21 protein-coding genes are annotated in these 24497 nt (G+C 70.6%); 11 read left to right on the top strand and 10 right to left on the bottom strand.

Annotation, left to right across the window (positions count from 1 at the left end; all coding sequences use genetic code 11):
* Positions 1–186: 186 nt before the first annotated feature.
* Positions 187–1404, bottom strand: coding sequence for a diaminopimelate decarboxylase (gene lysA, locus AC27IY_RS11575; RefSeq protein WP_423446793.1), 1218 nt, complete (start codon positions 1402–1404; stop codon positions 187–189).
* 122 nt (positions 1405–1526) lie between these two features.
* Between lysA and AC27IY_RS11570 the strand changes: the two genes are divergently transcribed.
* Genes AC27IY_RS11570 through AC27IY_RS11550 form a run of 5 tightly spaced genes read left to right on the top strand, consistent with a single transcriptional unit; the run spans position 1527 to position 6313 of the window.
* Positions 1527–2396, top strand: coding sequence for an ABC transporter substrate-binding protein (locus AC27IY_RS11570; RefSeq protein ID WP_329594659.1), 870 nt, complete (start codon positions 1527–1529; stop codon positions 2394–2396).
* Positions 2393–3229: an amino acid ABC transporter permease gene (locus tag AC27IY_RS11565; RefSeq protein WP_091077804.1), complete on the top strand. Its 837-nt coding sequence runs from the start codon at positions 2393–2395 to the stop codon at positions 3227–3229. The genes AC27IY_RS11570 and AC27IY_RS11565 overlap by 4 nt, the downstream gene beginning before the upstream one ends.
* Positions 3226–3984, top strand: a complete 759-nt coding sequence (locus tag AC27IY_RS11560) for an amino acid ABC transporter ATP-binding protein (protein WP_344217396.1) — start codon at positions 3226–3228, stop codon at positions 3982–3984. The genes AC27IY_RS11565 and AC27IY_RS11560 overlap by 4 nt, the downstream gene beginning before the upstream one ends.
* Positions 3981–5558 (top strand): N-acyl-D-amino-acid deacylase family protein, encoded by a 1578-nt coding sequence (locus AC27IY_RS11555; protein ID WP_329594664.1) that lies wholly within the window; start codon positions 3981–3983, stop codon positions 5556–5558. Before AC27IY_RS11560 ends, AC27IY_RS11555 begins: the two co-directional genes overlap by 4 nt.
* Positions 5555–6313, top strand: a complete 759-nt coding sequence (locus AC27IY_RS11550) for a serine hydrolase (protein ID WP_423471201.1) — start codon at positions 5555–5557, stop codon at positions 6311–6313. The genes AC27IY_RS11555 and AC27IY_RS11550 overlap by 4 nt, the downstream gene beginning before the upstream one ends.
* A 71-nt stretch (positions 6314–6384) precedes the next feature.
* On the opposite strand, the gene AC27IY_RS11545 is transcribed toward AC27IY_RS11550, so the two are convergent.
* The 5 genes from AC27IY_RS11545 to AC27IY_RS11525 all read right to left on the bottom strand — a co-directional run bounded on the left by AC27IY_RS11545 (position 6385) and on the right by AC27IY_RS11525 (position 12035).
* Positions 6385–7308, bottom strand: a complete 924-nt coding sequence (locus AC27IY_RS11545; RefSeq protein ID WP_329594667.1) for a LysR family transcriptional regulator — start codon at positions 7306–7308, stop codon at positions 6385–6387.
* A gap of 434 nt (positions 7309–7742) precedes the next feature.
* On the bottom strand, positions 7743–8951 hold the full coding sequence (locus AC27IY_RS11540) for a type 1 periplasmic-binding domain-containing protein (RefSeq protein ID WP_487177928.1): 1209 nt from the start codon (positions 8949–8951) through the stop codon (positions 7743–7745).
* Positions 8952–8979: 28 nt separating this feature from the next.
* On the bottom strand, positions 8980–10248 hold the full coding sequence (locus AC27IY_RS11535; protein WP_487177927.1) for an ABC transporter substrate-binding protein: 1269 nt from the start codon (positions 10246–10248) through the stop codon (positions 8980–8982).
* Between the two features lie 45 nt (positions 10249–10293).
* Positions 10294–11118, bottom strand: coding sequence for a carbohydrate ABC transporter permease (locus AC27IY_RS11530; RefSeq protein WP_329594671.1), 825 nt, complete (start codon positions 11116–11118; stop codon positions 10294–10296).
* Positions 11118–12035, bottom strand: coding sequence for a carbohydrate ABC transporter permease (locus tag AC27IY_RS11525; RefSeq protein WP_329594673.1), 918 nt, complete (start codon positions 12033–12035; stop codon positions 11118–11120). The genes AC27IY_RS11530 and AC27IY_RS11525 overlap by 1 nt, the downstream gene beginning before the upstream one ends.
* A 295-nt stretch (positions 12036–12330) precedes the next feature.
* Between AC27IY_RS11525 and AC27IY_RS11520 the strand changes: the two genes are divergently transcribed.
* The 3 genes from AC27IY_RS11520 to AC27IY_RS11510 all read left to right on the top strand — a co-directional run bounded on the left by AC27IY_RS11520 (position 12331) and on the right by AC27IY_RS11510 (position 18280).
* Positions 12331–13374 (top strand): LacI family DNA-binding transcriptional regulator, encoded by a 1044-nt coding sequence (locus AC27IY_RS11520; protein ID WP_423471211.1) that lies wholly within the window; start codon positions 12331–12333, stop codon positions 13372–13374.
* 109 nt (positions 13375–13483) lie between these two features.
* Entirely contained in the window at positions 13484–16546 is a 3063-nt protein-coding gene (locus tag AC27IY_RS11515; RefSeq protein WP_487177926.1) for a prenyltransferase/squalene oxidase repeat-containing protein, read from the top strand.
* 135 nt (positions 16547–16681) lie between these two features.
* The gene (locus AC27IY_RS11510) at positions 16682–18280 is read left to right on the top strand and encodes a glycosyl hydrolase family 28 protein (protein ID WP_423471215.1); all 1599 of its coding nucleotides are present in this window, start codon (positions 16682–16684) and stop codon (positions 18278–18280) included.
* A 49-nt stretch (positions 18281–18329) separates the two neighbouring features.
* On the opposite strand, the gene AC27IY_RS11505 is transcribed toward AC27IY_RS11510, so the two are convergent.
* Positions 18330–18530 carry a hypothetical protein gene (locus AC27IY_RS11505; RefSeq protein ID WP_449956642.1) on the bottom strand — a complete coding sequence of 67 codons (201 nt, stop codon included), beginning with the start codon at positions 18528–18530 and terminating at the stop codon, positions 18330–18332.
* Between the two features lie 103 nt (positions 18531–18633).
* Positions 18634–19794 carry a cytochrome P450 gene (locus tag AC27IY_RS11500; protein ID WP_487177925.1) on the bottom strand — a complete coding sequence of 387 codons (1161 nt, stop codon included), beginning with the start codon at positions 19792–19794 and terminating at the stop codon, positions 18634–18636.
* 171 nt (positions 19795–19965) lie between these two features.
* Between AC27IY_RS11500 and AC27IY_RS11495 the strand changes: the two genes are divergently transcribed.
* Both AC27IY_RS11495 and AC27IY_RS11490 read left to right on the top strand, forming a co-directional pair.
* Positions 19966–20553 carry an AfsR/SARP family transcriptional regulator gene (locus AC27IY_RS11495; protein WP_487177924.1) on the top strand — a complete coding sequence of 196 codons (588 nt, stop codon included), beginning with the start codon at positions 19966–19968 and terminating at the stop codon, positions 20551–20553.
* Positions 20466–20702: a hypothetical protein gene (locus tag AC27IY_RS11490; protein ID WP_487177923.1), complete on the top strand. Its 237-nt coding sequence runs from the start codon at positions 20466–20468 to the stop codon at positions 20700–20702. Before AC27IY_RS11495 ends, AC27IY_RS11490 begins: the two co-directional genes overlap by 88 nt.
* Positions 20703–20818: 116 nt before the next feature.
* Here the strand turns inward: AC27IY_RS11490 and AC27IY_RS11485 are convergent, their stop codons facing one another.
* Both AC27IY_RS11485 and AC27IY_RS11480 read right to left on the bottom strand, forming a co-directional pair.
* Positions 20819–21991: an MFS transporter gene (locus tag AC27IY_RS11485; RefSeq protein WP_487177922.1), complete on the bottom strand. Its 1173-nt coding sequence runs from the start codon at positions 21989–21991 to the stop codon at positions 20819–20821.
* Between the two features lie 57 nt (positions 21992–22048).
* Entirely contained in the window at positions 22049–22951 is a 903-nt protein-coding gene (locus AC27IY_RS11480; protein ID WP_487177921.1) for a LysR family transcriptional regulator, read from the bottom strand.
* A 128-nt stretch (positions 22952–23079) separates the two neighbouring features.
* Between AC27IY_RS11480 and AC27IY_RS11475 the strand changes: the two genes are divergently transcribed.
* Positions 23080–24387 carry an FAD-binding oxidoreductase gene (locus AC27IY_RS11475; protein ID WP_487177920.1) on the top strand — a complete coding sequence of 436 codons (1308 nt, stop codon included), beginning with the start codon at positions 23080–23082 and terminating at the stop codon, positions 24385–24387.
* The last annotated feature ends 110 nt before the right edge of the window (positions 24388–24497 follow it).

Genomic DNA, 24497 nt, shown 5'->3' with positions numbered 1-24497 from the left:
CAGGCGGCGCAATGGCTAGTGAGCCGGTCTTGAAATTCTGTCGCGGCAACGGCAGATGCGGTTGAGGATCTGGTCGGCGGGAGAAGGCCAAGCGGCAGCTGGGCTGGCGGCCGGGGTATCCGAGTTGCCGGGACGGCCTACGGCACGTGCGCCCGGCGGGCAACGGCTGCCCGCCAGTCACATCTGTCACACGTACAACCGCAGCAGGTCCTCCTCGGTCTCCCTGCGGACGATCACCCGGTCCGTCCCCTCGAACACGGCGATCACGGGCGGCCTCGGCACGTGGTTGTAGTTGCTGGCCATCGAGCGCTGGTAGGCCCCCGACACGGGCACGGCGAGCAGGTCTCCCGGGCGCAGGTCGGCGGGCAGCGGGATGTCGCGTACGAGGTAGTCGCCGCTCTCGCAGTGCTTGCCGACCACGTCCACTCGTTCGAGCGGCGCGTCCGAGGCGCGGGAGGCGAGCGCGGCGGTGTACGGGGAGCCGTACATGGCGGGCCGCGGGTTGTCGCTCATGCCGCCGTCGACGCTGACGTAGGTCCCCTTGACGGTGCCGACCCGGTAAAGGGCGACTGTGGTGGGCCCGGCGATGGAGCGGCCGGGTTCGACGGCCAGGTCGAGCCCGCCGACCTCCTTGCGCAGGACCGCGACCACGTCGGACGGGGTGGGCGGCTCCGGGTCGCCCGGCCGGTAGGCGACGCCCAGCCCGCCGCCGAGGTCGAGGCGGGTGACGCCGACGCTGCCGGCGAAGTCGGCCATGCGGCGGGCCGCCAGGGCGAAGCCCTGGGTGTCGAAGAGCTGGGATCCGATGTGGGAGTGCAGGCCGTACAGCTCGAGTCCCGGCGTGTCCCTGACGGCGCGTACGGCGCGCAGCGCGTCGCCGTTGGACAGGGAGAAGCCGAACTTGGAGTCCTCACCGCCGGTGGCGATGGCCTTGTGGGTGGCGGCGTCCACGCCGGGGGTGACGCGGATCATGACCCGCTGGCGGGCGCCGAGCGAGGTGAGCCGTTCGAGCTCGGTGAAGGAGTCGACGACGATGCAGCCGACGCCCCGCTCCACGGCGCGGCGCAGCTCGTCGAGGGACTTGTTGTTCCCGTGGAAGACCACCCGCTCGGGCGGCATGCCGCCGGCCATGGCTACCGCGAGCTCGCCGCCGGTGCACACGTCCAGGGACAGCCCCAGGTCGGCGAGCCAGCGAACCACCTCGGGGCACAGGAACGCCTTGCCGCCGTAGTGGACGTCGCCATCGGGCAGCGCGTCGAGCCAGGCGCGGCAGCGGGCCTCGAAGTCGGCCCGGTCCAGCAGGTAGGCGGGGGTTCCGTGGCGTTGTGCGAGCTCCGTGGCGGACAGGCCGCCCAGGTGCAGCTCGCCGCTGGTCCAGGTGGCGGTGCGGGGCCAGATGGTCATGGCCGCACACCCTAGGGACTGAGTCATCCAGATCTTCATGAGCATCGAAGAATTTGAGGCTCAGGGCCAGAACCCTGCACGTTCGTTGGGCTCCCCCCGCACCGGCCGTCACCATGTCCGCCATGCGAAAACACCTGGTCATCGCGATGATCGCAGTCTGCGCCCTGTCCGCGGGCTGCGGCAGGTCCACCTCCGGTACGGCGGCGCGCACGGATCCCTCGGCCGCGGGCAAGAGCGCCAAGGAGCTCGTGCCCGACCAGGTCCGGAAGTCGGGCGAGCTGCGGATGGCGACCTCTGAGGGCTATCCGCCGATGGAGATGTACAAGCCGGGCACGCAGGAGCTGACCGGCGTGGACATCGACCTGGCGGCGGCGATCGCCGGACGGCTCGGCCTGAAGGTGACGACGACGAACGCCGCCTTCGACGGGCTCATCCCTGGCCTGCAGGCGGGCCGCTGGGACATCGCCATGTCCTCGCTGAGCGACACCGAGCAGCGCCGCAAGGCGGTCGACTTCGTCGACTACTTCAACGCCGGCGGCTCGATCATGGTCAAGAAGGGGAACCCCGAGGGCATCAAGACGCTCGAGGACCTGTGCGGCAAGAAGGTCGTGCTGGCCAAGGGCAGCTCGAACCTGGACATCGGCCTGCGGCAGAACGACAAGTGCGCGCAGAAGATGCAGATCATGCAGAGCGAGGACGCCCCCACCGGGCTGCTGACGATCGACTCCGGCCGCAGCGTGGCCACGATCGTCGACTCACCCGTCGGCCACATGTACGCCAAGGAGACCGGCAAGTACGACGTGCTGCCCGAGCAGTACGACGCCGGCCCGTGGGGCATCGCGATCGACAAGCGCAACCCCGCGCTGCGCGACGCGGTGGCCAAGGCGCTGCAGGAACTGGTCGACAGCGGCGAGTACAAGCAGATCCTGGACAAGTACGGCACGGCCGCCAACGCGCTGCCGAAGATCACTATCAACACCGGCGCGTCATGACCGAACTCCCCGTCAATGCCGTCGCGCCGCGGCGGCCCGGCCGGATGGTGGCCGGGGCCGCCGCGGGCCTGGTGCTGATCTGGCTCGCCTACACGATCACCGTGAACGAGAACCTGCACTGGGACGTGGTGGTCGAGTACCTGTTCGACGGCCGGGTGCTGGGCGGGCTCGGCGTGACGATCGCGCTGACGCTCCTGTCGATGGTCCTCGGCGTGGCGCTGGGCGTGCTCGCGGCGGTGATGCAGCTGTCGGACAGCCCGGTGCTGCGCGGCGCGGCGGGGCTGTACACGTGGTTCTTCCGCGGCACACCCCTGCTGGTGCAGCTGATCTTCTGGTTCAACATCGGGCTGGTGTTCCCGGTGATCGGGGTCGGGATCCCCTTCGGCGGGCCGATGTTCGTGGAATGGCAGGCCAACACGTTGGTGACGCCGTTCGTGGCGGCGGCGTTGGGTCTGACGATCAACGAGGGCGCCTACATGGCCGAGATCGTCCGGGCGGGCATCCGCTCGGTGGATCCCGGGCAGCGGGAGGCGGCCGAGGCGCTCGGTATGTCGCACAGGCAGATCCTGCGCCGGGTGGTGCTGCCGCAGGCGATGCGGGTGATCATCCCGCCGACGGGCAACCAGTTCGTCTCGATGCTGAAGACGACCTCGATGGTGTCGGTGATCGCGGGCGCGGAGCTGCTGACCGTGGCCCAGCGCATCTACCTGGGCAACTTCGAGGTGATCGCGCTGCTGATCGTGGCGTCGATGTGGTACCTGGTGCTGACCAGCGTGGCCAGCGTCGGCCAGCACTTCCTGGAGAAGCGGTTCGCGCGGGGTGAGCGGTCATGAGCATGGTGCGCATCCAGTCCGTCCGCAAGCGGTACGGCTCGCTGGAAGTACTCAAGGGCGTCAGCCTGGACGTGCCGGAGGGCGGCGTCGTCTGCGTCGTCGGCCCTTCGGGATCCGGCAAGTCCACCCTGCTGCGCTGCGTGAACCGGCTGGAGACGATCGACTCCGGCCGCATCTGGGTGGACGGCCGGCTGATCGGCTTCCGCGAGCACGGCGACCGGCTGCACCTTCTGCGGCCCGACGAGCTCTGCGAGCAGCGGCAGAAGATCGGCATGGTGTTCCAGCGCTTCCACCTCTTCCCGCACATGACGGCGCTGCAGAACGTCATGGAGGGCCCCCGCACGGTCCTGCGCGCCTCGCGCGCCGCCGCTGCCAGGCAGGCGGGCGAGCTGCTGGAGAGGGTGGGGCTGGCCGACCGCGCCCACCACTACCCCGCCCAGCTGTCCGGCGGGCAGCAGCAGCGGGTCGCGATCGCCAGGAGCCTGGCGATGAACCCGAAGGTGATGCTCTTCGACGAGCCGACCAGCGCGCTGGACCCCGAACTGGTGCAGGAGGTGCTGGCCGTGATGCGGGACCTGGCCGCCAGCGGCATGACAATGATCGTGGTGACCCACGAGATGGGGTTCGCCCGGGAGGCAGGTGATCACTTGGTGTTCATCGACGACGGCGTGATCGTGGAGGAAGGACCTCCGCGCGAGGTGCTGTCCCGCCCGCGCCACGAGCGCACCCGCGCGTTCCTGGGGCAGGTGCTTTGAACCTCGACCTGTTGATCCGCGGCGGCCAGGTCGCCGACGGCACCGGCACTCCCTTGCGCCCGGCCGACGTGGGCGTGCGCGAGGGCCGCGTCGTCCTGCTGCCCCCCACGGGGGAGGCCGCGGCGCGGGAGGTCCTCGACGCCGCCGGCCTGGTGGTCGCCCCCGGCTTCATCGACGTGCACACACACTCCGACGCCGCCACCCTGCTGGGTCCCGAGGCATGGGAACTGGCCGCCGCGCCGGTCCGGATGGGGGTGACGGTCGAGATCAGCGGCAACTGTGGGTCGGGGCTCTTCCCCGCGCTGCCCGAGCGGATCCCGGAGATGCGGGCCTCAAGCCGCGTCGGTTTCGGCGGCAACGTACCTATATTTGAGGACTTCGAGGGCTTCGCGGCGGCCCATGCGGACGCTCCCCGGTCGAACCACCTGGCCTCACTGGTGGGGCACGGCACCCTCCGGGCCGGGGTCGTGGGCTACGCGGACCGGGCGGCCACGCCGTACGAGCTTGACGTCATGTGCGACCTGCTGGACCGGGCGCTCGCCCAGGGCGCGGCCGGCCTGTCGACCGGCCTGATCTACACGCCGGGCACGTACGGCGGCACCGACGAGGTGGTGGCGCTGGCCAGGGTCGCGGCACGGTACGGCAGGCCGTACGTGACGCACCTGCGCGACGAGATGGCGCGCGTCGAGGAGGCGCTGGAGGAGGCGGTGAGGATCGCCCGCAGGAGCGGCGCGGCGCTGCACGTCTCCCACCACAAGACGGCGGGCAAGTACGCCTGGGGCCGCACCGAGCGCACGCTGGCCTACCTGTCCGAGCTGCGCGCCGGCGGGATGGACGTCACCTGCGACGTCTACCCCTACACCGAGGCGTCGACGTCGCTGTCGGCGATGCTGCCGCCGTGGGCCAACGACGGCGGAACCGGTGCCCTGCTGGAGCGACTGCGGAACCCCGCGCAGCGGGAGCGGATGCGGCGGGCGATCGCCGAGGGCGTGCCCGGCTGGGAGAACACGGTCGGCAACGGCGGCTGGGACCGCATCTCGGTGGCGTGCGCCGTGCGCAACCCGGAGGTCGAGGGGCGCACGATCGCCTCTCTCGGCGGCGATCCGGTGGACGCGGCGGCGGAGCTGCTGCTGGCCGAGGAGGGCGAGGTGACGATCATCAGCCACTCGATGCGGGAGGACGACGTGCGGCGGGTGCTCGCGTGCGACTTCTCGATGATCGGCTCGGACGGAGTGCCCAAGCCGGGACATCCGCACCCGCGGCTGGCGGGCACGTTCCCGCGGGTGCTCGGACGGTACGTCAGGGAGCAGGGGCTGCTGTCGCTGGAGACGGCCGTGGCGAAGATGACCGGCATGGCGGCGGCGCGTTTCGGGCTGCGGGACCGGGGCGCGGTCCGTGACGGAGCGCACGCCGATCTCGTGCTGTTCGACCCGGCCACGGTGGCCGACGGGGCGACCTACCAGGATCCGCTGCAGCCGCCGGACGGGTTGCGCGCCGTGGTGGTGGCCGGGCAGGTCGCGGTCCGCGACGGCGACCTGACGGCGGCCCGCCCCGGAGGGGTGGTCACGCCGTGAGCGCCCCCAAGACCCTGGAGGAGATCGCCGAGGCCTGCCCGGGGACGCTGGCGGTGGCCGTCCGCGGCTCCGGCGCGCCGGGGCCGGCCGTCAACGCCGACGTGGAGCTGCCGCTGGCCAGCGTGGGGAAGCTGCTGCTGCTGGCGGAGGTGGCGATGTCCCTCGAAGGCGGCATCCTCGACGCCGAGGAGCCGGTGGAGCTGGTCGACGACGACTACTGCGGCGGGTCCGGCCTGCTGCTCGGACTGTCGCAGCGGCGGTGGACGGTCGGCGACCTGGCGCTGCTGACCGCGGCGGTCAGCGACAACACCGCGACGAACGCGCTGCTGCGCCGCGTTGGCCTGGACCGGGTCAACGCGGCCGCCGCGGCGCTCGGGCTGACCAGGACGCGGCTGCTCGACCGCATCCGCGAGCCGCGCACCCCCGCCGACCCGCCGACGTTCGCGCTGGGGACGGCCGGGGAACTGGCTGGGCTGGCATCGCTGGTCGGGGGCGGCGCGGGGTGGCAGGTGCAGCTGCGCGAGTGGATGCTGGCCAACACCGACCACGGCCTGGTCCCCGCGCTGCTGCGGCACGACCTGGAGGCGGCGTGGCTGGCCAACAAGACCGGCACCGATGAGGGGATCCGCACGGACGTGGGGCTGATGGGCGGGGTCGCGTACGCGGTCCTCGCACACGGTCCCGCAGGCTCCGAACAGGCCCTGGTCCACGCGGTACGGCAGGCGGGCCTCTTCATCGCCCGTCTACGACCCTGACGCCCTGGCCAGGCGGCGCCCACCGGGCCCCTGAAGCTTAGGCGGGCGTCGCGGTCGGGCGGGGTGACGGGTCAGCGCAGGGTCGGTTCCAGGGAGTTGCGGAGCTGGGCGGCTGCCGTGCGGAGGTAGGCGAGAAAGGAACGCGCCGCCGGGTTGGGGTTGGTCGGTCGCCGCGCCACCCCGATCCGGCGGAACAACTGTGGCGTGGCCAGGCGGCACACCTGCACCCCCGTCACCCCCATCAACCCCAGGCTGGGCACCAGCGCCACCCCGAGCCCGGCCCGTACCAGCCCGATCGTCACCTCGTAATGATCGCTGCGGCAGCGGATCCGCGGCGTGAACCCCTCCAGCATGCTGGCACGCTCCAGGATCGACACCGGGTGCTCGGCGCCGAAAGTCGTGATCCACGGCTCCTCGGCCAGATCGGCCAGCCGTACCCGCGAACGCTGCCCCGCCTGGTGACCGGTTGGGACCACGAGCAGCTGCGGCTCGTCGAACAGGTGCAGCACCTCCACCCCTTCCGGGCGCTGCCACGGGTCGAGCGCGTGATCGAACACCACCAGCACGTCCAGCGCGCCGCGCTCAAGGTCCGGCAGCAGCTCGTACGGCTGGCCCTCCGCCAGGTCGAGCGCCACGTTCGGGTAGCGGGCGGCGAAGCGCGACAGCGCCAGCGGCAGCAGCCGGTACCCGGCCGACGCGAAGAAGCCGATCCGCAGTTCCCCCGCGTCCATCCGCTGCTGGGCGAGCAGGTCCTTCTCGGCGGCCTCCAGGATGTCGGCCACCTCCTGGGCGCGCAGCGCGAGCCGCCTGCCCGCCTCCGTCAGGCGCAGGCTCTGGGCGTTGCGTTCGACCAGGCCGACGCCCGACTCCTCCTCCAGCTTCGCCAGCTGGTGGGAGACGGCCGAGGGCGAGAGCTTCATGGTTCTGGCCGCGCCGGCGATGCTGCCGGTGCGGAAGATCTCCAGGAGGACGCGGAGCCTGTTACTGCTGAGCACCCGCCCAGCCTAGGAGTGGACCGGCGGTCCCGCCCACGAGGTGAACGAGCGCCCGCCCAGGACGGCGCACAGACGCGCGGCCCAGTCCTGCGGGGGAGTCGCCCAGCCCCGGGCCGAGACGACGAGAGGGCCGCCGCGACCGCGTGCAGACTGAGCGGCGCCTGCCCGACCGACCCCGCGGGCAGGCGCGCCGAGCCGATCGGGCGCAGGCCGGGCACCGACGTCAAGCTGACCAGGCCGGGGCCGCCGAGCGTCCAGATGCTCCAGCGGCCGGCGCGCCGATGATCCGCCCAGCCCGCAGATCGATCGGGACGTTCTCCACGGACAGCAGCCTGCCCTCGCAACCGCGGAAAGTGAGGGGGAGGTCGGCGATGCTCGCGCCGGTGCGCAGGTCCACGTCGCGCACCCGGATGGGCGCGTGTGCGGTGGCCGTGTCACCCGTGTTCGGCCTTTCTCACCACCTCAAGGGTCAGTGACAACTCGGGTTCCGGTACGAAGTGGCCGAAGGTGTCGTTGGCGAAGAAGGAGACGCCGGCCACCGCAGCGGCGTGCGCGGTGAGCACATCCCGCTGGTAGAGGTACGTGCGCCGGTCGTCGAGGTAGGTGCGGTACCAGTACCAGGGGTCGACGAAGTCCAGCCCGAGCAGCGGCCGCGGTCCCCCGAGCGCGGCCTTGCTGAGCAGGTTGGGCACGATCTCGGTACGTTCCACCAGCACGGCGAACGTGCTGACCAGAATCGCGTCGAGCGACTGGTAGCCGGCGTCGGTCATGCCCCAGGCAGACCGCTCCACCTCGGCCCGCCAGTAGGTGTCCATCCAGTAGACGAGGCTGTCTCCCATGGCCTCGCGCAGGCGCAGGAAGAACCGTTCGATCCCGGCGGACCGCTGCGGCGTGAGCGGCGGCGCGTTGTCCGGATGCCAGAAGCCGACGAGACCGAACTGGTTGCCGAGCATGACCCCGTCCAGGCCGAAGTCGGCGACGAAGGCGGCCGTCTGGGCGGCGACGAAGTCCCCGGCCGGCAACCCGCCCGGGATGCCGCCGGGGAAGGCTGCGTACGGCCGGGTGTCGGCCGAGAGCGCGGCCGTCACGTCGATCACGCCGGGGACCAGGTGCCCGCCGGCGTCGGCGGTGCCGGCGGCCACCTCCGGGTGCCGTGCCGTCTTCCACTCGCTGCGGCAGAACTCCGGCCCGGGCTCCAGATACTCCAGCAGATTCACCTGGAGCCCGCGGCGCGAGGCCTCCGCGCGTATGGCCGCGTAGATCCCGGCCAGCGTGCGGTAGTCCATCGGCTGCTCGGACAGGATGAACATCGGCCCGGCGGAGTACGGGTTGGCCGAACGCTCCCCGCCGTCGCGCACCCGGGCCAGCCAGTCCGAGTTGTGCGCCCGGGCACTGGCGGAAGGCCCGCCGGGGGCGATCGCAAAGCAGTTGTAGCGGGCCCAGTCGAAGCGGTCCTCCCACGACTGGAGGCCCGCGTAGTTCAGCACATGGTCGCCGTTGCCCGCGCAGACGACCACCGTGACCGGCCGGTCGGCCAGCCAGTCGGCGTGATGGTCGAAGAACGCCGCCACGCCGGGCGCGGGGTCACGCAGGTCGTCGAAGATCTTGGGTGTGATCCACAGGCATGCCTCCAATGCGGTCATCGCCGGGCTCCCGAACCTCGCGTGTCGGTCACTTGGCCTCGCCGAACGCCTTGTCCATGCGGCCGAGCAGCGTCGGCACGTCGACCGTTCCGTTGAACAGTTCCTGGATGGAGGTCAGGTGCTCCTGCTGGACCTTCGCGCTGGGCCAGGCCTGGTCCGGGTAGAGCGTGGACTTCCCGGCCTTGACCGCGTCGAGCACCGGCTGCTGCAGCGCGTCGGCCTTGAAGGAGGGGCTGGGGAGCGCGGGACTGCTGCCGGACTCCGTCGCGTACAGCGCCTGTCCTTCCGGCGAGGCGAGGAACTCCATGAACTTCTTGGCCAGAGCTGGGTTCTTGGCCTTGGCGTTGACCCCGTACGCGATGCCCACCGAAACCGGTATGTAGGTGTCGTCGGCGCTGTCGGTGGCGGGGAACGGGCTCATCGAGAACGTGGTGCCCTGGGGCGCGGACTTCAGCGCCGACTGCACGGCGGACAGCACGTGCACGGCGCCCAGCGCCTTGCCCTGGCCGAGCAGCTGCATCTGCTCTTCGTAGCCGACACCGTTGGGGCTGTCGTTGAAGCAGCCCGAGTCCCGCATCTGCAGGTATTTCTCCATGGCCTGCTTCCACCCCGAGGCCGCGAAGGTGGCCTTGCCATCCTTCTGCTGCTGGGTGAAGGCGGGGTCGGGGCCGTAGACGAGGGAGGCGGTCAGCGCGTACGGCACCAGCTGGGTCACCCACGCGGACTTGAGGCCGAGCGCGAACGGCACGACGTCCTTGGCCTTGGCGGCCTTGCAGAACGCCAGCACCTCCGGCCACGTGGTGGGCTTGGCGAGGCCGCTCTTGGCCAGCGCCTGGTCGTTCCAGATCGCGCCGACGGCGCCGATCGTCACGGGCACGGCCGTGACCTTGCCCGCCGGGTCGCTGGTGACGGCCTTGAGGTCGGCGCTCAGTCCGCCGGCCCAGCTCTCGCCGGAGAGGTCCATCAGCATGCCGTCGGCGCCGAGATCCCGTACGGCCATGGTGTTGCCGCCGCCCGGCCACATGCGGAACACGTCGGGCGCCGTTCCCGAGGACAGCTGGGTACGCAGTTGCTGCTGGTAGGAGGCATCGTCCTCGGTGAACGTCGTCTTCACCGTAATCCCGGGATTGGCCTTCTCGAACGCCTTCACCGCGGCCTCGGCCGGACCTTGGCCGGCGGCGGCCAGGGTGAGCACTTGCCCGGACGGCGCGGCGGCTTCACCGCCACCCGAGGTCGAGCAGGCGGCGGCCGCCATGGCAAGGCAGCAGACGGGTGCGAACGTTTTAATCGATTTCATGAGAGTCTCCGAAATTAATTCAGGGAGCGGGGGAGCGGAGGGCGGCTAGCCTTTGAGGCCGCCCGCGAAGCCCTTGATGATGTGCTTCTGCAGCGCGAGATAGACGACCAGGATGGGAATCACGCTGATCACCAGACCGGCGAAGATCAGCGGCCACTGGGACACGTACTGGCTGACGAAGCCGTAGATCGCCACCGGGGCGGTGGTGTTGTCGCTGCCGCCCAGGTACAGCAGCGGGGTGAAGAACTCGTTCCAGATGCCGACCGCGTTGAGGATCACCACCGTGCCGGTGACCGGGCGCAGCAGCGGGAACACCACGGTCACGAAGGACCGCAGCGGCCCGCATCCGTCGAGCAGCGCGGCCTCCTCGTAGTCGAGCGGCAGTTCGCGCAGGAACATCGTGTACAGGAACACGGAGAAGGGGATCTGCTGCCCGACGTTGATCAGGATCACCGACCAGAGGGAGCCGAGCAGGTCGAGGTCGCGCATGGTGGCGTACAACGGGAGCAGCGCGAGCTGACCGGGGACGAGCAGGCCGCCGATGACGAAGGAGAACGTGTACCGCGACCAGCCGCGGGTCACGCGGGCCAGCGGGTAGGCGGCCATCGCCGCGAAGGCGATGATCAAGGCGACGCTGACGATCGTGATGAGGAAGCTGTTGGCCAGCGCCGCGCCGAGGCTGGCCTGCTCCCAGGCCGCGGCATAGTTGTCGAAGGTGGGCGGGAACGCGAAGGCCAGCGTGCCGGTCTGGCTGTCCTGCGGCTTCAGCGACACGTTGAGCAGGCCGACGAGCGGCACGAGGAACACCAGCGCGAGCAGGATCAGGCTCACTTCGCGAAGCAGCGTCCGCCAGGTGTATCGCGCGTGCATCAGGAGACCTTCCTCTGCGTCAGGCGGAACTGGAGTGCTGCCAGGACCGCGATGACCACGGTCATGACGACGGCAAGCGCGATGGAGAACGGGAAGTCGCCGAGCGAGAAGGCGCTCTTGTAGATCGCCGTCGAGATCGTCTCGGTCGCGGTGCCGGGCCCGCCGCCGGTCATGGCCATGACCTGATCGAACTGTTTGAGCCCGCCGATCAGGCAGAGCATCACGTTGATCACGACGGCGCCGTTGAGCAGCGGTAGCACCACGCGGCGGAACTTGCTCCAGGCGCCTGCCCCGTCGATCGTCGCCGCCTCCAGCACCTCGGCGGGGATCGCCTGCAGCCCCGCCAGGTAGATCACCATGGAGTAGCCGGAGAACTGCCAGACGATCTCCAGGACGATCGCGTACAGCGCGGTGTCCGGATCGCCGAGCCAGTCGTGCGCCAGCCCGCCCAGTCCCACGGCACGCAGCGCCTCGTTGATCGCGCCGTTGGGCGAGAGCAGGAAGCTCCACACGTACCCGGCCACCAGCGGTGTCAGCACCACCGGCGCGAAGAAGATCACTCGGAGCGCGTAACGGCTCTTGACCATGCTGTTCACGCCCAGGGCCAGCAGCAGGCCGACGACGTTCTGCACCACCATGGCCAGCACGGCCAGGACCAGGGTGTTGACCAGCGCGTCCCGCGCCGTGCGGTCGGAGAAGACGGAGGCGTAGTTGTCCAGGCCGACCAAGGACCAGTCGGGGCGTAGGCCGTTCCAGTCGGTGAAGGAGAACATCGCGCCCCGGACGCTGGGCACGACGACGATGAAGAGGTAGATCGAGATCGCCGGTACGACGAACCACCACGGCGCGCGGACCCCGACCTTGCGCCGGGAACCGCCCGCGTCGCCACGAATCGGCCGGGTGGCGGGTTCACTCACGTCAGACGGTGTCGTCGTGGCATGAGGCACAGCCACGTGTGACTCCTCTCGCAGGCGCCGTGATCGCGTCCGTAAGCGCGCAAGCGTGTGCTGCCGGACGTGAGGGGGCGGGGGTGATCGCGGCCGTCATCGGGCCATTGCTTCAAGATCGTGAATCGATTCACGGAATTTCGGGCAGATTACGCGCCCCCTCGAAGGCGTGTCAATGGTGCCGCGTGTTCGGAGAGTGGTTTCGTGAATCCATTCACGCCTGCGCTAGGCTGACACGCGCCGACGTATCGCAGTGAGGAGCCCGATGACCTCTGGACCCGCGCCGAACAAGGCCGACGCCTCCGCTGTCACGGTCGGCGATGTCGCAGCGCGCGCCGGGGTCTCTCGTGCGACCGTGTCCTACACCTTCACCCAGCCGAACCGGGTCTCCCCGGGCCTGCGCCGGCGCGTCCTCGCCGCGGCCGACGAGCTCGGCTACGTCGGCAACGACGCGGCGCGGCGGCTGCGGGTCGGCCACAGCCTCGCGCTCGGATTACTGGTCTCCAACATGAGCAACCCCGTCTACGCGGAGCTCGCGGCGGGCGCGGAGGCGGAGGCCGCCGCGCACGGCCGCTTCATCCTCGTCGCCAACAGCGACGAGAGCCCCGCACGCGAGCGCGCCTATCTCAACTTCTTCGAGTCCCAGCAGGTGAGCGGCATCCTCGCCGCCCCTGTCGGCGACGTGCCCGCGGAGCTGCTCGGGCTGCGGGAGCGTGGCACGCCGTTCGTTCTCGTCGGCGTCGCGCCCGGCCCGCACAGCTATCCGGCGATCTCGGGCGACAACGAGCGGGGCGGCCATCTCGCCGCCTCGCACCTGCTCGCCCAGGGGCGGCGGCGACTGATCTTCATCGGCGGCACGCACCCTCACGTCGACCTGCGGCTGGCCGGGGTCAAGCGGGCTGTCGAGGAGTCTCCGGAGCCGCCGGCGCTGGAAATCATCCGCACTCAGGTGCAGACCGCGAAGGTCGGCGAGGCGGTCGCGCGTACGCTGCTCCGGCGCCCGGCGGCCGGCTTCCCCGACGGCATAGTCGCGGGCAACGACCTGCTCGCCCTTGGCCTCCTGCACGGGCTGATCGTGGGCGGGGTCCGGGTGCCCGAGGATCTCTCGCTGGTCGGCTATGACGACATAGAGTTCGCCGACTTCGCGATCGTGCCGCTCACGACCATCCGCCACCCGTCCGCGACCCTCGGGGCGAGCGCCGTCCGGATCTTGCTCGGTCTCGAGAGCGAGCAGGACGTGGAGGGGCGTTTCGAGCCGGAGCTCGTAGTCCGCGCGACATCTCTTCCCGTCGCGGGAGACCGCGCGTAACAGGCTGTTGACATGGCCGCAACGTCGTCACTACGCTCCGCCCATGTCGTGAATCGATTCACGATCATGGAAACCGTGGTGCTCCACACCGCGTCCTGGAGGCACGATCATGAGATCGAAACGTCCCCACACTCATGGCAGCCGCCGGATCGCCTCGGTGGCCGCCACCGTGGCCCTGGCGCTGACCCCGGCCACCCCCGCCGCCGCGATCGTCTCCGGGACGTTACCCGAAGTCGCCGCTCTCGACCCGGCTACGATCGACCTCGCCGACTTCACCGGCCTGGAACAGCAGATCGCCCCCTACCTCGCCAACCTGGCGCCGCTCGCCAACAGCGTCAACGACGACAGCACCACGAACCACGGGTACATCACCTGCAACTGCTGGCGTACGGGGCAGGGGCCCAGCGACGCGCGGGTCATGGAGAACGTCCTCACGCTCGCCTACTTCTACACCGCCGACCGCCCGTGGAACCCGTACCACCGGGACACGGCCCTGCGCCAGCGCCTCGAAGCGGCCCTGCGGTTCCTGCTCAGCACCCAGAACGCCGACGGATCGTTCCCGCAAGGCGGCGGCGACGTGCATTCGCGAGCCGCGACCGGGTTCGCGCTCGAACTGTACGCGGTCATGCTGGAGCTCCTCGACGCCGACGGCACGCTGGATCCGGCGCTGGTGTCCGGCCTGACCAACGCCATGCGGAAGGCGAGCACGTGGTTCCTGGAGGACGAGGAGGTCTGGGGGCCACGCGGCGCGCAGTTCGCCAACCAGGTCGCCGGCGGGCTGGTGGGCATCTCCCGCCTCCTCCGCCGCTTCGACGACGCGGCGCTGCGTGCGAGGTTCGAGCAACGCCTCACCGACCACGAGCGGATCTCGCAGGGCGCGGCCGGTTTCTTCCGCGACGGTACGGTCGCCCACCGCTACAGCCTCGAAGTCGAGGCGGAAGACCTCGCCGGCTGGGCCGATCCCGCGACCCGGGCGACGATCGACCGGATGCAGACGCGTTACATGGACTGGGCCCAGTACAACCTGCTCTACGACAAGCGGCTCGACGGCTATTTCATCAACACGGCCATCGACTCCCGGCACCGCGGCTGGAACTACGCGAGCGAACTGCCGATCGGCTCCAACAACCTCTGGGGTGCGGTGATCCCGCAGGCACGTGCCTACTCGGCCACCCGGGAGGAGATGGAGGAGCGCCGTGCCGCGTTCGCCGCAGCGGGGTGGCAGACTTCCGTCGCGCCGCTCATCGCCCCGACGTGGGCGTACCTCGATCCGTCGATCATCCGCGACATCGTGTTGCGGGAGGAGTACTACCCGGCCGCGGCCGAGCGCCGGGCGGCCATCGGCACGCTGCGCCCCTACGCCGGTGCCCCATACACCGAGCATCGCTCGGACGCAGCCACCGGCCAGCAGTTCGTCTTCGCGAAACGCCCCGGCTACGTCGTCGGCATGGGCTTCGGCAAGCACTTCAACACCCAGTACGGGTTCTGGGACAACCAGCGGTTCGGGCTCAACTACCTCTACGACCCGAAGCTGGGGGTCATCGTCCAGGGGCAGAACGCCCCGCAGATCGGCGCGCCGCGTACCCGCCCGGTGGACGCGGAGCTGTCGTGGGGCACCGGCTGGACCGCGGCGGACGGTGTACATTTCGACGCCTACGACCAGCCCGTTCCCACGTTCTTCCGTGACGGATCCCCCGTCGATCCCGCGACCGTGGGCGATCTCGATCCGCTGGAGATCCGCTACGCCGCGGCGGGCGGGCCCGTGTCCAAGTCCGTGACCCTCGGGGACCGGCTCCAGGTGCGGGTCGAGGCCGGTTCCGCGCAGTTCTTCGAACGTGTCCCGCTCGTCCTGGAGGAGGGCGACACGCTGCAGTGGATCAGCAGCGGCCCGGCCGTCGCGCTCAAGGTCGGTTCCCGGGCGACGGCCGAGAACGTCACCGGGCTCGTCGTGAACCGGGACGGCCGGAGTGTGGAGATCCACTGGACCGGCGCGGGCGCGGCGACGCTGTGGCCGTCGGCTTTCCCGGTCGCGGACGGGAACCGTAGGCTGCAGGTCCTCGACATCAAGGCCACGGGGCGGCTCGCCTACGACATCCGGATCCTGGACGACGCCTGCTCCGGGTCGGACGAGCGGGCGACGGTCTTCATCGGCAACCGGGACACCGGTGTCGCCAACCCTGACGACGGCACCGGCTGCACGGTCGCCGACCTTCTGCGGGCCGGCGAGCAATGGGAGAGCCACGCCGCGTTCGTCGTCCACGCCACGAAGACCGCCGACGCGGTCGCCCGCAAGCGTGTGCTGAGCCGGCGCGACGCCGCACGCCTGGTGGTCGCCGCGGCCCGCTCCGACGTGGGGCGCGACCTCGTCACCGCCGCACCGGGCCAGGCGAACGTCGTGGCCGGGCAAGAGCTTGCGGTAGGGATCTCAGGGCGGAGCATCGCCGAGGTGACGGTCTCGGGACCGTGCCTCACCGGCGACGGCACCACCTCCCGCCCCGGCGAGGTGAAGGTCGCCATCCGGGAGACGATGCTCCCCGGACCGTGCCGGCTCACGGCCGAGACGGTGCGTGACACGGGGACGACCGAGGTCGACACCTTCCAGGTGGAGATCGTGCCGGACGCCCAGGGCGTGGTTTTCCGCGACAGCTTCTCGTCGGCGGCGACGTACGAGGCGTGGAGCGCCGTCGACGGCGTCTGGACCGTGACGGACGGCGTGTATCGCCAGCAAGACACGACACGCACGGGCTGGAAGTCCGTCGTCGACGACCTGAAGATCGGCGACGGCTCCGTCGAGGCCGGCATTCACTTCCGGACACTCGCGACCTCGACCGCCTTCGGCGGCATCCAGGTGCGGACGGTGAAGCCCGGCGACGCCTACACGCAGTCCGGATACATGATCTATCTCCGCCCCAACGGCTCGGTGGACGTCTTCCGCGCCGGCACGGGCGTCATCGCGACGGGCACCGGGGCGGCGGTCATCGGACCGACAACGCTCCGGGTGGTGCTCCGTGGGGCCGAGATCCGCGCCTTCGTCGGCGTGGACCCGGAACCCCGCGTCACCGTCACCGACCCGGACCCGATCAACGGGCCGGGATATGTGCAGCTCGTCACGGGCCGCGCGGCCGTCGACTTCGACGACGTCCGCGTGGCCACCCCGCTGCCGAGCCGTTGACGCCCCCTTTCGCACGTCGCCGTGCAGGCTCGCTGCGACACGCCATTCCCGGTCGTCCCCGTACGCGTCACCAGGAATGAGTCTCACATGAACCTTGGACCCCACCGCCGTCCCTGGCCGTCTCTCGTCTCCCGCGTGCTCGCGGCCGCGTCCGTCCTCGTCGGCATGGTGGCTGTCGTCGTCACACCACAGACTGCCGTTGCCGCGGTCGCCGACACGTCCATCTACCCGGTGCAGTCGATCTACCCCTTGTCGACCGACTACCGGCTGACCGTCAACGGCCGCAACGTGCCGGTGCAGAAGCACGCCGGCTACAACGGTTACCAAGGCTACGACGTCGCACAGTTCGCCATGGGCGACGGCGACGCCACCCTGGCGGTCACGAAGATCAACAACACGAACATCGGCGCGTACAGCATCAGCCCGCAGAAGCTCGGTATCGTCGGCTCCGTCAGCGGTCCCACCCTCACCTTCACCGTGCACGACAACGCCTACTTGATCGTCAAGGTCGATGGCCGGCCCGACCTCGTCATAGCGATCGACCCGGGGGAGAATGATCGACCCCCATCCAGCGGAACGGGGATCTTCAACGTCCGCAACGCCCCGTACTCCGTGCAGCCGGGCAGCGGCTACGTCACCACCGCGTTCCAGCAGGCGCTGAACGACGCCGCCGCGTGGGGTTCGGCCAACGGCCGGCAGGGCATCGTCTACGTGCCGCCCGGCGTCTACACGGTCGGCAACCTGTACCTGCGCAGCGACCTTGCGCTCTACCTGGAGCAAGGCGCCGTGCTGCGCTACACCGGCGAGCGGGCCAACTACACCGCGCACTGGCACAAGGATTCCCAGAACCGCGACGTCACCTGGTTCATATCGACCCGCTACTCGTCAAACAACATCTCGATCTACGGGCGTGGAGTCATCGACGGCAACGGGGCGGCGTCGCTGCAGCCCGGCAATCTTGGCGTCAACCTGCTCACGCCCATCTACACCAACGGGTTCACCGTGGACGGGGTCACCTTCCGCGAGTCGAGCAGCTGGGCCATCATGCCGACTCGCTCGTCGAACATGACCTTCCGCAACCTGAAGATCTTCAACCGCTTCGGCATGGGCGAGAATGACGGTATCGACGTCATGGAGTCGTCGGACGTGATCGTCAGCAACGCGGTCGGCATCGGCCATGACGATCCGTTCAGCACCAAGACCTGGGACAACACCGTGGATCTGTTCCGCAATGTGCCCGGCGACCCCAGGCCGCTCTCCAGGGTGACCTTCGAAGACCTCCTGTCGTGGACGTTCTGCTACGGGCTCAAGGTCGGCCAGGGCGTCTTCCAGAACCAGGAGAGCGTGACGTTCCGCCGTGCGGTCGTCTACGACGCCGCCGTCGGCATGGGCGTCCACCACAAGTACGGCTCGGGCGCGGCCTCCCAGATACGTTTCGAGGACGTCGACGTGGAACGGCTGAGCTACAGCAACGACGGCAACCGCACCTGGCTCGCCCTGTGGACCGGCAACACCCACGGCGTCGGCCCAGTCAGCGGGGTCACCGTGACCAACGCGCGGATCCGGAACGCCGGCACGACACCGGGCCGGATCAACGGCCAGCCCGGTGCTCCCATCACCGGTGTCACGCTGGACCGGGTGTACATGCCCGGCAGTTCGACCTCGGCCACGTCACTCAGCCAGATGAACATCACCAACCTCTCCGACTACGGCCCCGTGACCATCACAGGCTGACGTGATCCCCGGCACCGGCGACCGCGACCACCACGCAGTAACCCTCGCGTTACGCGGGTGTCCACGGTTGTGAGCGAGGCAGCCGGCCGGGCACGTCGCGCCTCGGCTGTCGGTTCCTGAAGAACGTCACGCTGATTGTGCTGCTGACGTTGGCGTAGCCGTTCCGGTAGGCGGAGTTGTTGATGAAGGTCGCGTCGGGCCGGTGGACGAGCACCTGGCCCGCCGCGCTCTTCTCGACCGAGGGCGTCACCTTGCCGACGCGCCCTTCCTGTGGCTCACCGGCCGCTGCCGTACCATCACCTCTTGCCGGAACCCGGTCGGCGTCGCGATGACGGCGGTGTCCGGATAGGTCGTCAGGCCGCCCGCCCGTGGCGCCGTACCGGGAGCGAGGCCAGTCCTCGCAGGAACAGGTTCTCCCTGTACGGCGGTACGAGGTCGGCCAGCGCGAGGTCAGGGGCCGCCGCGGACAGGGTGGTCAGCGCGATCGCGGCCTCCATGCGGGCCAGCGGGGCGCCCAGGCAGTAGTGCACGCCGAGCCCGAAGCTGAGGTGGCGGCCTGGCTCGCGGGTCAGGTCGAGACGGTCCGGATCGTCGAACACCTCGGGGTCGCGGTTCGCCGAGCCGACCAGCGCGAGGACGGGCTCGCCCGCGCGCAGGACCTGGCCGTGCAGTTCCACGTCCTCGAGGGCGACCCGCGGGATCAGCTGGATCGGCGGGTCGTAGCGCAGGATCTCCTCCACTACGGCGGGAGCGCGCTCGGGATGCCGGGCGAGATAGCCGCTTTGCCCCGCGCGGGCCAGCGCTAGCACGCCGTTGCCGATCAGACTCACGGTGGTCTCATGTCCCGCCACGAGCAGGTCGCTCGAGGTGGTGAGGAGTTCGTCGGTGGTCAGCTCGTCCAACTGGACGAGGGTGCTCAGCATGTCCCCGGCCGGCCGCTCACGGCGCTCCGCCAGCAGTTCCGTGAAGTAGCCGCGGAACGCCTCGCGGGCGCGGTCTCGCTCGGCCAGCGCCTGCTCGGAACCCGTGAGCTCCGCGTCAAGGCCGCGGGCGAGGGCTTGGCTCCAGCCGCCGAAGCGCTCGCGGTCCTGTGGCGGCACGCCGAGAATCTCGCTGATCACCCGGACCGGGAGCGGGTAGGCCAATGCGGCGACCAGGTCGTCCTCGTCCTTCAGGTCGCTGATCAGCTCGTTGGTGATCTCGGCGATCCTGGGACGCATGTGCTCGATCATGTGCGGGGTGAAGGCGCGGCTGACCTTCGCCCGGAGCCTGGTGTGCTCCGGGGGGTTCATCATCGGGAAGGACCTGTTGCGGGGATCCGTCTCGGGGGGATGGCCGAAGCGATGTCCGCGCACGACCGCCATGCAGGTCTCGTGGTCGGTGGCTATCCACATGCCGACTTCGGTACGGAGGAGCGGACCCTGCTCGCGCAGCTTCGCGTAGTGGGGGTAGGGGTTGGGCAGGAATCCGGGATCCGACGGGTCGAAGCCGAACATGCCCCTGGGAGTGGTCATTATGGTTCGCGGTCCTTCCGATCGAGGCGCCGGGCCGACACCGATCATCCACGGCACCCGTTGTGGAGTGCTTGCGCCCCTTGAGCCCGTTGCTATTGGTTTGGATTCGTTGGGTGCCGGAGCAGGCGCCGGGTCGTCGAGCCCGAGCGCACCCGCAACACTCCGCCGCGGATGCTGATCGCGCGGCGGCCCGGCTATCTGCTGGCCGCCACGGACGTGGACGCGCTCGACTTCGCCGATTTGGTCAAGCGCTCGGAGTTCCGCCCGCCGGACGAGGCGCTCACGTCCCTGGACAGGGCGTTACGGCTCTGGAACGGCCTGCCGTACGGCGAGTTCGCCGACAGGACGTGGGCGATCGCGGAGGCGAACCGGCTCGGCGAGTTACGTCTCGTCGCCGTCGAACGGTGTGCGCAGGCGCTGCTGGACCTCGGCCGCCCGCAGCTCGTCGTCAGCGAGCTGGAGGCGGAGACGCTAGATCACCCACTGCGCGAGCGGCTGTGGTGCCTGCTCGACAAGGGTGGCGTGGCTGTCGCCGCGATGACAGGCGAGCCGGGTATCGGTAAGACTTTCCTGCTGGAGGAGTTCCGCGAGCACTTGTGCCGGCCTAACCGTCCGGCTCGATCGGGGCGGCGCTGCTCCGCCGGAACCAGGCCATCGCCGAATGGCTGGTCGTGGCCGCGAGGAGCCAGCCGCTGGTCGTCGTCCTGGACGACCTGCACTGGGCCGACCCGGCCTCGCTCGAACTGCTCACAGACGTGATCATCCTGACCGGCAGGCTGGCCGGGAACGCCCCTTTCAAGATCGTTACGGCGTTCCGGGTCACGACGCAGGCGTCCGCTCTCGACAATGCGCGCGGCCTCTCTGTGGACGAGTTGCTGGCCCATCTCGTAACGTTGCGTGCGGTGTAGAACACAGCTAGCGGGGTTTCACGACGCGATGCCGTGGCCGGCAGCTCATCGCCCCCGAAGGCGGCAAGCCGACCCGAGCGGCCACCACGATCACGGAGAACTGCGGGCACCCTCGCTCAAAGCCGATGCCGGTGCCCGCCCAGCAGCCGGCCACCGAGGAGGACCACACAGGACGCGGCGGTCAGCAGCCCACCGGCGAGGAAGGTCCCCCGTGCCCCGGCGAGCGGCAGGACCAGCGCCCCGAGCGCGGCGCCGCCCGCGATGCCGGCGTTGTAGGCGCCGGAGTTCGCCGCCAGGGCGATGTCCGTACGGCCGGGCGCGCAGTACAGCATCGCGTTCTGCGTGGTCATGAACACCGGCCCGAGCGCGCCGCCCATCAGCATCAGGCACACCACCGCCGCCGCCTGGTGAGCGCCGAACGCGTACAGGCCGAGCATGCCCGCCGCCTGCGTGGCCACGGCGACGGCCAGCGCGGACTGCGGGAAACGGTCCAGGAACACCCCGGTGACGCCCACCCCGGCCAGGCACGCGACCCCGAACCCCACGAACAGGACGCTGACGGTGCCGGGGGAGAACCCGCCCACCTCACCCAGGAACGTCACGATGTAGGTGTATCCCGTGAACGCCCCGGCCGCGGACAGGGCTCCGACCACCAGCACCGTCCAGAACCACCGTACGTCGGGGCCGGTCGCGTAGGCGGCGGGCTCCTCCTCCGGGCGCGACGTCGGCAGCAGCACGGCGATCGTCACCAGCGAGACGAACCCCAGAGCCGCCAGCAGGGCGACGGGCGCCTGCCAGTGGCTCTGCTGCCCCAGCCAGGTCCCCGCGGGGACACCCAGCACGAGGGCGAGCGAACCGGCGACGGACAGCGCCCCGACCACCCGTCCCCGGACCTCGGGCGCGAACAGCCCCACCGCGACCGGCCCCATCACGGCCCAGAACAGCGCCTGGGCGAGCGCGGTCAGCAGCCGCGCTCCGAGCAGCTGCCAGTAGGAGGTGGCCAGCGCCGCGACGAGGCTGGACACCACGAGCGCGGCCAGCAGCCCCGTGAGCACGTGGCGCCGGGGCACGGCCCGCACCGCGTGGGCGATCGGCACCGACGCGACGGCCACCGTCACGCCGTAACCGGTGACCAGCAGGCCGGCCGCCGACAGGGACACCCGCAGGTCCGTGGAGATGAGCTCCAGCAGGCCGACCGGCAGGTTCTCCGCGGTGTTGAAGGTGAAGGCGGCCAGCATCAGAGCCCCGAGCACCGCCGGGCCACGCCATCGAGCCGTCCCACCGTCCATGCGGACACCCCACCAATCCCGCCGGTCCCACCGCAACGGGTTATCGGCCGCGACGGGTCAACAAGCCCCCGGGGCCGTGAGCAGGTCGTGGGCCGCCTCGGCGAAGGCGCGCACCCGGGCGGTGGCGCTTTCCGCCCGCCACAGCAGACCCCATCGCAGCGGCGGGGCGTCGCTGATGGGGACGTAGGCGACGTCGGGGCGGGTGTAGTAGCGCCTGGCCTGCGCGCCGACGGGGAAGGCGCCGAGGCCGGCGCCGATGAGGGTGAGCATCTCGTTGAACGTCGAGGCCGACGGGCCGGGCTCGATCGGTCGCCCCTCCGGGGTGGCGGGCGGGGTGCGGTCCTCCCGCAGGGAGCCGGGCAGCGAGTCGGGCAGTTGAAGGAGCTTCACCCTGGCCAGATCCTCCATGGAGATCCTCTGACGGCGGGCGAACGGATGCCGCGCGGGCACGGCCAGCATCCGCGCTTCTGACACCAGGACCGGCCCGGTGACGATGTCGGGTTCGTCGACCGGGAAGGTGCCCAGCGCGAGGTCGACCTCGCCGGCGCGCAGCCAGGGCATGAGGTCGACCATCTGCGCTTCACGCACCTGTACGTCGCAGTCGGGCTGGCGGCGGCGGAACAGCTCGGCGGCCCCGACGAGCAGGTGCCCGCCCGCCGCGCCGACGAAGGCGACCCGCAGCGTGCCGGTGAGGCCGCGCCCGGTGTCGATCGACCGCTCGTACGCGGCGATGACCTGATGCCAGGCGGGCCGGATCTCCCCGTACAGCTGCCGGCCCACGGCGGTCAGCTCCACGCGGCGGCTGCTCCGGTTGAACAGCGGGACCCCGATGCGGCGCTCCAGCTTGGCGATCGTCTGGCTGATCCGGGCGGTGGACACGTGCAGGCGCTCGGCGGTGCGGCCGAAGTGCAGCTCCTCGGCGAGGGTGAGGAACGCCTCCAGCTCGTGCCGCTCCAGCATGGCCGTCCTCCTCGTCGTTAAGCCCAGCTTCACGATCCTTCCACAGGTACGGATTGATCAGCTCCTCGTCCCGCCCGAGAGTGGGACCCACTCGCAGGTCCTCCGACCTGCACGAACGAGGAAGAACGATGAGCAACGACTTGAACGACCTGCGCGCTCTCGTCCGGGGACGGGTCCTGCTGCCCGGTGACGACGGCTTCGACCAGGCCCGGCGTCCCTGGAACCTGGCCGTCGAGCAGCGCGTGCCCGCCGTCGTCGAGGTGGCGGACGCGGCCGACGTCGCGGCCGTGGTCGGGTTCGCCCGTGCGCGCGGCCTGGCCGTCTCGGCCCAGCCCAACGGGCATGGCGCCACCGGGGAGCCGGAGGGCGCGATCCTGCTGCGGACCCGGCGGCTGGACACCCTGGAGATCGACCCGGCCGGCCGGCGCGCCCGCGTCGGCGCCGGTGTGGCGTCGGGCAGCCTCCAGGCCGCCGCGGCCCCGTACGGGCTGACCGGGCTTCCCGGCAGTTCCCCCGTCGTCAGCGTCGCGGGCGTCGCTCTCGGGGGCGGGCTGAGCTGGTTCGGCCGCAAGCACGGCTGGGTCGCCGACAGCGTCACCGCGTTCGACGTGGTCGACGCCGACGGGCGGCAGCGGCACGTCAGCGCCGGCACCGATCCCGACCTGTTCTGGGCGATGCGGGGCGGCGGCGGCTCCTTCGCCGTCGTCACCGCCCTGGAGCTGTCCCTTCACCGCGCGCCCCACCTGTACGGCGGCCGGGTGCTGTGGGCGGCGCGGGACGCCCCGGACGTGATGGACGCCTTCCGGCAGATCACCGCCACGGCCCCCGACGAGCTGTCCCTCTGGCTTGAGCTGCTGCACTTCCCCGGCTCCGACCCCATGATCGCGGTGGACGCCACCTATCTCGGCGGCACCGCGGAAGCCCGGGACCTGCTGAGCCCGCTGGAGCGCCTCCCGCATCCCCTCGCCGACGGCAGACGCCCCATGACCGCCGCCGAACTCGGCATCATCACCGGCGAGCCCACCGACCCCGGCGCCGGCTCCTCGCGCGCCGAGCTGCTCACCGGCCTGGACGACAGCACGGCCAAGACCCTGCTGGCCGACCCCGTCGCCCCGCTGATGATGGCGCAGGTCCGCCACCTCGGCGGCGCGTTCGCCCGCCCGTCCGACAGCCCGCACGGACCGCTGCTCGAACCGTACGCGCTCTACCTGTTCGGCGTGCCGGCCGACCCGGCGACGGCCGAGGCCGTCACCGTCAGGCAGCGCGAGCTCGCCGAGGCCCTGCCGGTGAGCGGCCGCAAGCCCTTCACCTTCCTCAGGCCCGGAGAGAGCGTGGCCGACGCCTTCACCCCCGCGACGCTGAACCGGCTGCGCGACGTCAAACGCCGCCACGACCCCCGCGACACGATCCGCGGCAACTTCCCCATTCCCGGCTGAACGCGGGTCCTAGGTCCAAGGTCCCGGATCATGCCCGACCGACGTCCGATGCCGTGGGCCGTGGCGGACGCCATAGTCGTACCGCACACGACGACGTAGGGGGGAGGGGC

This window comes from Nonomuraea sp. B208, from assembly GCF_057536035.1.
This window is presented reverse-complemented; position numbering and strand designations above follow the sequence as displayed.